Below are 10,009 nucleotides of genomic sequence, written 5' to 3' on the forward strand. Positions count from 1 at the left end.
ATCACTTTGGAGATATCGAACGGCACGTCAATGTAATGGTCGGAAAAATCCCTGTTCTGCTCCGGATCCAGAACCTCAAGCAACGCGGCCGACGGGTCACCCCGCCAGTCCATGCCCATTTTGTCTATCTCGTCGAGCAGAAACACCGGGTTATTGGTTTTGACTTTCGCGATATTCTGCATGATGCGGCCCGGCAGCGAGCCGATATAGGTGCGCCGGTGCCCGCGGATTTCGCTTTCGTCCCGCACCCCGCCGAGCGATACCCGCACGAATTTCCGCCCGATCGCGCGCGCGATGGATTTGGCGAGCGATGTTTTGCCCACGCCCGGAGGCCCCACAAAACACAGCACCGGCCCGCGCAGTTCGCCGGTGAGTTTCGTCACCGCGATATACTCGAGCACCCGTTCCTTCGGCTTTTGCAGGCCGTAATGGTCGTCGTCAAGAATCTTTTTCGCTTTCTTTATTTCGAGAATGTCTTCCGTGCTTTTGTCCCACGGCAGGTTGATCAGCCAGTCAAGGTAGCTTTTCGACACCGTGGCTTCCGGCGAAAACGGCGCCATCTTGTCCAGCCGGTCCAGCTCCTTTGTGGCGGCTTCGGCGGCTTCCGCGCTCAGCTTGTTGGCTTTGATCGCCTCGCGCATTTCGTCGAGTTCCTTATGAAAATCATCTTTCTGGTTCAGTTCTTTCTGGATCGCCTTGAGCTGCTCGTTAAGGTAATACTCTTTCTGCGACTGCTCGATTTTGCCGCGCACTTCGGAATGGATCTTCTCCTCGATCGAAAGGATTTCCACTTCGCTGGCCAGTATCTCGACCAGTTTCTCAAGCCTCAGCTTCGGGTCCGGCTGTTCCAGCAGTTCCTGCCGGTCCGCGCTTTTGATGACTATATTGGAAGCGATAGTGTCGGCCAGTTTGGAAGGGTCCGCCGTCTGGCGGAAAAACGAAACCGCCTCCACCCCGATCCGCCGCGACACTTTGGCGTACTGCTCAAACGAGTCCAGCGCCTGGCGCATAAGCGCCTCGGTCTGGGGAGTTACAGAATATTTCGCTTCCGGGTACTCCACTTGCGCGTACCAGGACTTGGCGGCGTCGTCAAAATAGATATCGAGCGCCTTGGCCCGCGTTACGCCCTGCAGAAACACCTTGATGGACCCGTCGGGCATTTTAAGCGACTGCGCTATCGTGCTCACCACGCCGTAATGATACAGATCCTCCGGCTGAGGCTCGTCGTTCAGCGGGTCCTTCTGGGTAACCGCCAGAATGTGCTTGTCCTTTTTAAGGCCCGCCTCGATCGCGTTCACCGATTTCTCACGGTCAACAGAAAGCGGCAGCGCCATTCCGGGAAACATAACCACGTCACGAATAGTCACCACCGGCAGGTTTTCAGGCAGTTCCGGCGCGGGGACGGGTTCGCGCCCGTCTTGCGTTTTGGGAGTGATGTTTATCTTCATTTTCACTTTTTCAGTTTCAGAACTTCGTCAATGATGCCGTAATCCTTGGCTTCCTGGGCGGACATGTAATAATTGCGCTCGCTGTCCGCGCGGATCTGGGCCGCGGTCTGACCCGTATGGTGCGCCAGAATGTCAAGCAGGCCCTCTTTCGTGCGCATGAGTTCCTTGCTCTCTATTTCAATATCCGTCACCTGCCCGGAAATGCCGTGGCCCCAGATCAGCGGCTGGTGGATCATGATGCGCGAGTGCGGCAGCGCATACCGCTTGCCTTTGGAACCGGCCGCCAGCAGCACCGCGCCGAACGACATGGCCATGCCCATGCAGATCGTAGTAATGGGGGCTTTGATGTACTGCATGGTGTCATACACCGCCAGACCCGCCGTCACCAGCCCGCCGGGCGAGTTGATGTAGAGGTTGATCTCCTGCTCGGAATCCTCCGCGTCGAGATACAGCAGCTGCGAAATGATGAGGTTGGCGGTTTCGGTGCTTACGTCGCCGTCGGGGCCGCCCACGAACACGATCCTGTCCTTGAGCAGGCGGGAGAAAATGTCATAGCCGACCATCGAACCGTTGCTTTTTTCAATAATTGTGGGTACCAGCATATTATTTGGCCTCCGTGATTTTCGCGTTCTGCTTGAGATACTCTATCACCTTGCGCTCGGTCAGCGTGATGAGCACGTCCGGGCGGCGCGCGCTGAAAAACTCGCGGGTTTTCTTCTTCTCGTCGTCGTTGCGGGCCAGCTCCAGATTGCGGTTCAGTTCGGCCTCGAAATCAGCCTCCGCGGCCACCAGATTTTCCTTCCGCGCGATCGCATGGATCAGGTACCCCACTTTTATGTCGCGTTCGGAGTTGGGACGTATTTTTTCGCTCAGGTTCTTTTTCTGCGCGTCCGGCATTTTGTAGTCGGCATTGCCGAACATCTGGGCCGAAAACCGCTTCAGCGACGATTCCACATGGTGCTCCAGCAGGCTTTTGGGTATGGCAAACTCGTTCTCGTTAAGCAGATGATCCTCTATCTGGCGGACCACGTCGCTCTCGCTTTTGGCTTCCGCGTCTTTTTTCAGCGACTCCACGATCCGCTCGCGCAGCGCGGCCACCGTGTCAAAACCCATTTTCCTGGCGAACTCGTCGTTAAGCTCGGGCAGCACTTTCTTTTTGATCTCGGTTACGGTGACGGACACTTTCACTTTCCCCGTCCCCGCGACTTCCGTCTCAAACTCGCGCACGTCGCCTTTCTTCGCTCCGGCGACCGCTTCGGCCATGCCGGCTATCGTCTGCGGAGCCGACATGTCAATCATTTCGCCGTCGGATGAAAAACCCTTGACCGGCGCGCCGTCCTTCGTGCCGGCATAGCTTACGATCACGAAATGGCTGCCGCCCGCTTCCTCGCCGTCCACCGCTTCCAGATGCGAATTGTACTCCAGCATCTGGCTGATTTCGGCGTCCGCCGCGCTGTCGTCAACCTTCGGAGCGGTGCGTTTCACTTTCGCGCCGGTGTATTTTTTCGGCTCGACGGTGGGGGAAACCTCGACTTCCAGTTCCATGGAAAGCGGCTTGTGTTCGTCAAAATCCAGTTTTCTGATGACCGGAGTGACAACCGGGTTCAGTTTTTCCGATTCCAGCGCCAGATCAACGCTTTTTCGGACCGCTATGTCGAGCGCCTGCTCTTTTATCGCGCCGCTGTAATGCTGCTTAAGCATCGCAAGAGGGGCCTTGCCCTGCCTGAAACCCGGCACGCGCGCCTTGGCCTGCACACGCACAAGCGCGTCCTGGAATGACTCGCTGGTCAGTTCCTCTGCGGCGGTAATCGCCAGTTCGATGGTGCAGCCTTCTTCTTTAAGCCGTTTCACTTTGACGGTCTGTGTTTTTGTCGCGGTCATGTCAGCCTGCCTCCTGAAGTAATGATAGAGATTGAGTTTTCTGGACGGGACGGGACTCGAACCCGTACGCATATGCATACGGTCCTAAGCCGTACGCGTCTACCAATTCCGCCACCCGTCCATAAAAAAACAGCCGGAAACCTGTTTCACTGCGGGCTCGCGCCCCGGTTTCCGGATGTTGTAAATCTGCCTTGGGCCATACGGGACTCGAACCTGTAACCTTACGCTTAAGAGGCGTCTGCTCTACCATTGAGCTAATGGCCCGTGCTTCTGTACAGCCAGTATACAAAAAATCCGGAAAAGCCGCAAGTTTCCAGCCCGTGCGAGGGCAGTGCATGCGGCTATGTTAATATTAGCATATTTTCGCCGGGCACGCGCGGGCTTCGCGCGGCAGAAACGAGAGCAGTTTAACCGCCCCCGGAGCTTATTTGCATACGCTTATCAGGCTCGGTCAGCGGCGGGGCTTCGCGCGGAGGTATCTTCTGTTTCCACCCTGCGTGAAGTCGCGCGCGGTGCCTGCGGCCGGATATTTCCATTTCATATCACGGTCACGACTCTCCGCGCGGACAGGCCGGCATTATTTGCCGCCGTCGAAAAGAACCGCGCGGGGCGCGGTTTTTGCGTCATTATACCGCCTGGTTTCCCCGGCCGTAAGGGCGCGGGCGGTGCCCGCGTCAAGATGCGCCTTGATCTTTTTGAGGATCTGCGCCCGCGTGCCCGGCTTTACGGGCCAGTTCCGCGCGTAAGCGTCAATACCGTCATAAGCGACATCCTTTACCTCGGCTATCCGCCAGGCCCAGTAGAGCGCCTCCAGATCCATGATGCCGCGTTCTATACCGTCGGTGGCGGACAGTTTGTCGGCGCTGAACCGCGCCGGAGCCGCCGTACTGGCAGCAACCGCCGCTTCGGATGACACCGCAACACTCTCCTCCGCCGCAAAACCCGCTCCGCAAAACATTAAAACCGCGATACCGGCCAAATACCCGAATTTCATAACCTTCCTCCCCTGCCATGTTCTGAAAACACACCCGGACAGCAACACCACAATGGCAAAAAACCATTTGATTTCAATATTGCCTTTCATAGGCATCCGCTCCTGCTGGTATTTTAGCATAACCCGCCGGCACTGCAAGCGGTTAAACAGCGGCTCTGCCGAAATCAGTCACCAGCGCGACCGCGCCTGCGCGGCCCGCCAGTTCGCCCTGCGTATAAGGGCGGGACGGCAGGGTTTCAAGATCCAGTTTCGCGGCTGTTTCGTCCAGCCGGACAAAAGAAAAACCCCGCCCGCGCCACGCCGCTGTCAGTTCCTTGAAAAAGGGCAGATAAGCCGAGCCTTCGGCCTCGGTATGCAGAGTATAAACATTGAGCCTGTCACGCCCCGGCAGGCTGGCGAGCGAGGAAAGCGCGAAAGCGCGGTCAGCGCCGTCCCACGCGAGTATTTCATCGAGTGTCGGCAAAGTGGTGGGAATTTCCGGGATGGCAAGCGCCACATTCTCAAGCGACGGCAGCGCCGGCTCCGGCCCGCGCCCGATTGACAGGTATTTAAAGCCTTTTTTCCCGAGCGCTTCAAGCGCTTTGACGTTGATTTTCCACGCGGGCGCGGCGAACCCGGCGGGATCCGCGCCGTAAATATCGCGGTAGACTTTTATCGCGCGGTCGAGTTCCTGATTGATTTCCGCCGGGCTCAAGCCGTCCAGCCCGTCCTGCCACCGGACATGGCTCCACGCGTGAACCCCGGCCTCGTGACCTTCCGCCGTAATCCGCCTTGCCAGTTCGGGAAACCCCGCGCCGACAAGCGGAGCCGGCAGCACGGTGCCGTAGAGCATGGTTTTAAACCCGTACAGCCTGGCCGCGTTGGTGCGGAACATCTTTTTCAGAAAACCTTTCTTCGTAAAAATCCGGCGCACGGCCTTGCCGCTTTCGTCCGGCCCGAACGAAACGTAAAACGAAGCCTTTATGCCCTGCTCCCTGAAAAAATCCAGCAGGGCGGGCAGCCCGTTTTTCAGGCCCTCGCGGGTATCAATATCCACTTTCAAGGCGATCATGAGTTACCCCTGAAAAACCGGCGCGCCGCTGTCAGAACGGCGCGCCGGCGAAGAATTGCGGAAAACGGAACGCCGGTCAGAGAGCCTCGGCGTTGTCTTCCAGTTCCGCGTCGGGCGTGCGGCGGTACAGATCCAGATAGAAATCAACTGTCTTGCGGATCGCGGTTTCGAAATCCACCTGCGGCTCCCAGCCCAGGATCCGCTTGGCCTTGGCTACTGACGGCTTGCGCCGTTCCATGTCCTGATAATCCTTGCCGTAGAAATTCTCCTGGCTGACCATTTCGATGCGCGGGGCAGGCAGATTGGCCGGCTTGAGCGGATGCGCGTTGTAAACTTTCACCAGCGTTTCAGCCAGCTCCAGAATTGACTTGTCCGCGTCAGGATTGCCGAAATTGAAGATCTCGCCGTAATGATCTTTGCCCTGATGCCCGATGATTCGCACCAGCCCGTCCACCCCGTCCGACACATAGGTGAAACACCGCCGCTGGGAACCGCCGTTAACAATCTGGAGCGGCTTGCCGCGCAGGATATCCCACAAAAACTGGGTCAGCACCCGCGAAGAACCTTCCTTGGCGGCGTTAAGGCCGTCAAGCCCGGGGCCGATCCAGTTAAAAGGCCGGAAAATCGTAAAACGCAGGCCGGAATGCTGGCCGTAGGCCCAGATAACCCGGTCGAGCAGCTGTTTGGAAACGCTGTAGATCCACCGCTGGCTGTGGATGGGCCCGACGATAAGGTTGGACGTGTCTTCGTTGAATTCCGGGTCGGCGCACATGCCGTAAATCTCGGAAGTGGAGGGGAACACGATGTGTTTTTTATGCGCCACGCAATAGCGCACGATTTTGAGGTTTTCCTCGAAATCCAGATTGAAAACCCGCAACGGATCCTTCACATAAACCTTGGGAGTGGCTATAGCCACAAGCGGCAGCACGATGTCGCACTTCTTGACGTGATACTCGATCCATTCGCGGTGAATGGAAATGTCGCCCTCGGCGAAGTGAAACCGTTTCTCGCCCAGCATGGGCCTGACGCGGTCGTCGGCTATGTCCATTCCGTAAACTTCCCAGTCGGTTTTCTCCACAATAGCGCGGGTAAGATGATGTCCGATAAAACCGTTCACGCCTAAGATCAGTACCTTCATTTGGCTTCGCTCCTTGCGGTGATTAAATCGCCGGGCCTGAGATTGTATTTTGCTGCAAATTCCTGCGCCGGCAGTTCCGGCCCGTTTTCCCATTGTAGTATTTTTGGAACCAAAATGCCTTCGCCGCATCGCACGCTCGGCGGATTGACCGACAAAACCGAACCCGGAACCGCGCCGTCCGGCGCGGCGCAGTCAGCCGGCGGCTCCGTTTTCCAGATAAACAGTCTGCCCCGTTGCCCGCAGTCGCAAAACGCGCCGGGATAGGGATGCGCCACAGCGCGGACAAGATTGTGGATTTTCAGCGCGGGCCACGCCCAGTCAATCGCCCCGTCCTGCGGCGTGCGCCCGCCAAACACCGTAGCCTCGCTGTCGTCCTGCGGGGTTTCGGTGTGGCGGCCCGTTTTCATGGCGCGCAGCGGCCCCGCGATGAAACCCGGCAGGGCGGCGGCAAAACTGGCGTAGAGATCGCGCACGTCGTCCGCCGGCCCGATCGGCACTTTCACCTGCGAGACGATATTGCCCGCATCCGCGCTTCTGACCATGCGGTGCAGCGTCAGCCCGGTATAACTTTCGCCGTTTGCCAGCGCCCAGTTGGCCGGGCAGCGGCCCCGGTATTTCGGCAGGTAAGACGGATGCAGATTGTACGCGCCCTCCGGCGCGAGCGCGAGAATGTCCGAATGGATCATTTTCCTGAACATGCAGGAAAACATTATGTCCGGTTTGAGCGCGGCGATCCGGTCATGCCAGTCATCCCTTTTGAAGGTATCCGTTTCGTAAACCGGGATATCGTGTTCTCTTGCCAGTCCGGCGACAGAACGGAACCAGATTTCCTCGCCCGGATTGTCCGGGTGGGTTATTACGGCCGCCACCTCATACCTGGCCTTAAGCACTTCCTCAAGGCAGATATACCCCAGTTCCTGATAAGCGAAAATTATTGCACGCATGTTTATTTCTCCTCTTTTCCGGAATGCACATGGCGGATCACGAATCGCGGACGGCGGCGCACTTCCATGTAAATGCGCCCGATATATTCACCCACCACGCCCAGCGCAAGCAGCTGAAGCCCCACAAACACGAACAGAATGGCGAACAGGGTGAACATGCCCTCGGCTTCCGGGCCTATGATCAGCCGGCGAATGAACAGGAAAACCGCGAACGCCAGTCCGCCCAGCGAAACAAATACTCCGGCAAGCCCGACCGCCTGTATCGGCAGCAGAGAAAACCCGGTCATCAGATCGAAATTAAGCCGCAAAAGCCGTATAAGCCCGTACTTGGATTCGCCGCGCGCGCGGGCCGCGTGCGCAACAGGAATTTCCGCCACCCGCCGCGCGAACGAATTGGCCAGCGCGGGGATATAGGTGTTCACTTCCGGGCACTGCACAAGCTGGTCCACTATAGAACGGTCGTAGGCGCGCAGCATGCATCCATAGTCCTTGAGCTTCACTCCGAAAAGATGCGCGCTGAGAGAATTAAGAACCCGGGAGGGAATTTTGCGCAGGATATTATCGTCCCGGTCCTGACGCCAGCCGCCAACAGCCTCGTAACCCTCGCGCACCTTGGCGACCAGTTTGGGAATTTCCTCGGGCGGGTTCTGCAGGTCGGCGTCGAGCGTGACCACCACCTCGCCGGCACTCGCTTCCATGCCGGCCATAACCGCGGCATGCTGGCCGAAATTGCGCGAGAACTCGACCACCCTGACGGTATTGTCTTTCGCGGCATAGCCGGTGAGCAGTTCCAGGGAATTGTCGCTGCTGCCGTCGTCAACAAAAATTATTTCGAAGGTGTCGCCCATTGCGGCAAGCGCGACCCTGAGGCGGCGGTACAGCTCTTCAATGTTCTCCTGCTCGTTATAAACCGGAATTACAACGGAAACGGCAATTTCGCTTGGCATCGGTATTCCTTTATTTATTAAGGTGCCGCGCAAGGACGCACTTGACGGCTTTGACAACGTCTTCCGCGTCCCGGTCGGTCATTTTCGGAAAAAGCGGCAGCGACACTATCCGCCGGCCCGCGTATTCCGCTTTCGGAAACATGCCCTGCCTGAACCCCAGCCGCCGGTACAGCGGGTGTTCATGGATCGCGCGGTAGTGCAGGCCGGTGCCTATGTTAAGGGCTTTAAGCTCGTTCATGAAATCCGCGCGCGTGATATCAAGTTTTTCGGTTTTCACAAGCGGGCAGAACAGGTGCCAGGCGTGTTTGTGCGCGTAGGCGGGCAGCCGGGGAATGTGCAATTCTTCAACATCCGCCAGTTCGCGCTTGTAATACGCGGCGATGGCGGCTCGGCGCGCGTTGAACCGGTCGAGTTTTTTGAGCTGATGAATGCCGATCGCGGCCTGAAGATCAAGCATGTTGTATTTGAAGCCGGCTTCAACCACGTCATAGTCCTGCACCACCCGGTCGGGGTAACCGGTCCACGAAGTCTTGTCTATTCCGTGAAAGCCCAGTATGGCAAGCGGCTTGAGATATTTCCCGTCGGCAAACGACACCAGCCCGCCCTCGCCGGTGGTCATGTTTTTGTTGGGATGGAACGAAAAAACCGTCATCTCGCTGAGCGCGCCGAGCTTGCGGCCCTTGTATTCCGCGCCGACCGCGTGGGCGGCGTCCTCGATGACCACGGCGCCGTATTTGCGGGCGACCGCGCTGATCTGGTCCAGATCGCAGGGCAGACCCGCGAAATGCACCGGAATGACCGCTTTGGTGTTGGGCCCGGCGGCTTCCGCCAGCCTGACCGGATCCATGTTATAGGTATCGGGATCAATATCGCAGAAAACCGGTTTCGCGCCGACGTGCAGCGTGGTGTTGGCTGTGGCGGTGAAAGTAAGCGGTGAAGTGATAACCTCGTCAAAGGGCTTGAGGCCGATCGCCGCCTGCGCGATATGCAGCCCCGCCGTTGCGGAATTGAGCGCCACGCCGTGCGGCGCGTTTACATAAGCCAGAAAATCCCTTGTGAACTTTTCCACTTTCGGCCCCGTGGTCAGCCAGCCCGACAGCAGCGACTGGCGCACTTCGGCCGCTTCCTCCTCGCCCAGATCCGGCGTGGAAAAAGGCAGAAAGGCGGTTCTTCCCGGTTCAGTCAAAGTCATGATTTCACCCTCCAGGGTTTATTGGACAGAAGAAGCAGTTTGCCGGGCAGGCCCGGCGCAAGATAAAGCGGTTTGCCGGCGGCTGACATCAGCTCCTTAAGCCGGTCGGGCCGGAGCACCACATATACGCGCGGCTCGGCTTTGAGCAGGGCGTACACGTCCTCAAGCGGCGGAAAATTTTCCCGCGCATGAGTGTCGTGCGCCGCGCCGAAAGCAAGCTCGCCCTGCGAACCGAACACCTGCACCCGCCGGCCCGTGTAAAAGGTGAGGCTTTGCATGTTGCGTTCCCAGAACGCGTCGAACGAAATGATTTTCTCGCCCGGCTGATGCTCGGCCATGATCATCCGCGCCATCTCCTTGCGGCATTAATGCAAAATTTCCAGAATACGCCCATGATGTAGAGATAGGAGGAAA

10 protein-coding genes and 2 tRNA genes are annotated in these 10,009 nt (G+C 57.9%); all 12 read right to left on the reverse strand.

The window, feature by feature from the left end:
• The coding region (locus tag PHW69_08465; GenBank protein ID MDD4005219.1) for an LON peptidase substrate-binding domain-containing protein at positions 1-1,448 on the reverse strand (1,448 nt) is incomplete at its 3' end.
• Positions 1,449-1,450: 2 nt separating this feature from the next.
• A complete protein-coding gene (locus PHW69_08470; protein ID MDD4005220.1) occupies positions 1,451-2,050 on the reverse strand; it encodes an ATP-dependent Clp protease proteolytic subunit in 600 nt (199 codons plus the stop codon).
• 1 nt (position 2,051) lies between these two features.
• Positions 2,052-3,329 (reverse strand): trigger factor, encoded by a 1,278-nt coding sequence (tig, locus tag PHW69_08475; GenBank protein MDD4005221.1) that lies wholly within the window; start codon positions 3,327-3,329, stop codon positions 2,052-2,054.
• Positions 3,330-3,370: 41 nt separating this feature from the next.
• Positions 3,371-3,450, reverse strand: a tRNA-Leu gene (locus PHW69_08480).
• 71 nt (positions 3,451-3,521) lie between these two features.
• A tRNA-Lys gene (locus tag PHW69_08485) sits at positions 3,522-3,593 on the reverse strand.
• A 313-nt stretch (positions 3,594-3,906) separates the two neighbouring features.
• Positions 3,907-4,413, reverse strand: coding sequence for a hypothetical protein (locus tag PHW69_08490; protein MDD4005222.1), 507 nt, complete (start codon positions 4,411-4,413; stop codon positions 3,907-3,909).
• Between the two features lie 52 nt (positions 4,414-4,465).
• Entirely contained in the window at positions 4,466-5,374 is a 909-nt protein-coding gene (locus tag PHW69_08495) for a polysaccharide deacetylase family protein (protein MDD4005223.1), read from the reverse strand.
• A gap of 76 nt (positions 5,375-5,450) precedes the next feature.
• Positions 5,451-6,512 carry a bifunctional UDP-4-keto-pentose/UDP-xylose synthase gene (locus PHW69_08500; GenBank protein MDD4005224.1) on the reverse strand — a complete coding sequence of 354 codons (1,062 nt, stop codon included), beginning with the start codon at positions 6,510-6,512 and terminating at the stop codon, positions 5,451-5,453.
• On the reverse strand, positions 6,509-7,456 hold the full coding sequence (locus PHW69_08505; protein ID MDD4005225.1) for a formyltransferase: 948 nt from the start codon (positions 7,454-7,456) through the stop codon (positions 6,509-6,511). Before PHW69_08505 ends, PHW69_08500 begins: the two co-directional genes overlap by 4 nt.
• A 2-nt stretch (positions 7,457-7,458) precedes the next feature.
• Positions 7,459-8,403 carry a glycosyltransferase gene (locus tag PHW69_08510; GenBank protein ID MDD4005226.1) on the reverse strand — a complete coding sequence of 315 codons (945 nt, stop codon included), beginning with the start codon at positions 8,401-8,403 and terminating at the stop codon, positions 7,459-7,461.
• 10 nt (positions 8,404-8,413) lie between these two features.
• Positions 8,414-9,595: a DegT/DnrJ/EryC1/StrS family aminotransferase gene (locus PHW69_08515; protein MDD4005227.1), complete on the reverse strand. Its 1,182-nt coding sequence runs from the start codon at positions 9,593-9,595 to the stop codon at positions 8,414-8,416.
• A complete protein-coding gene (locus PHW69_08520) occupies positions 9,592-9,939 on the reverse strand; it encodes a hypothetical protein (GenBank protein MDD4005228.1) in 348 nt (115 codons plus the stop codon). The genes PHW69_08515 and PHW69_08520 overlap by 4 nt, the downstream gene beginning before the upstream one ends.
• Between the last annotated feature and the right edge of the window lie 70 nt (positions 9,940-10,009).

Source organism: Elusimicrobiaceae bacterium (assembly GCA_028700325.1).
Classification (GTDB): domain Bacteria; phylum Elusimicrobiota; class Elusimicrobia; order Elusimicrobiales; family Elusimicrobiaceae; genus JAQVSV01.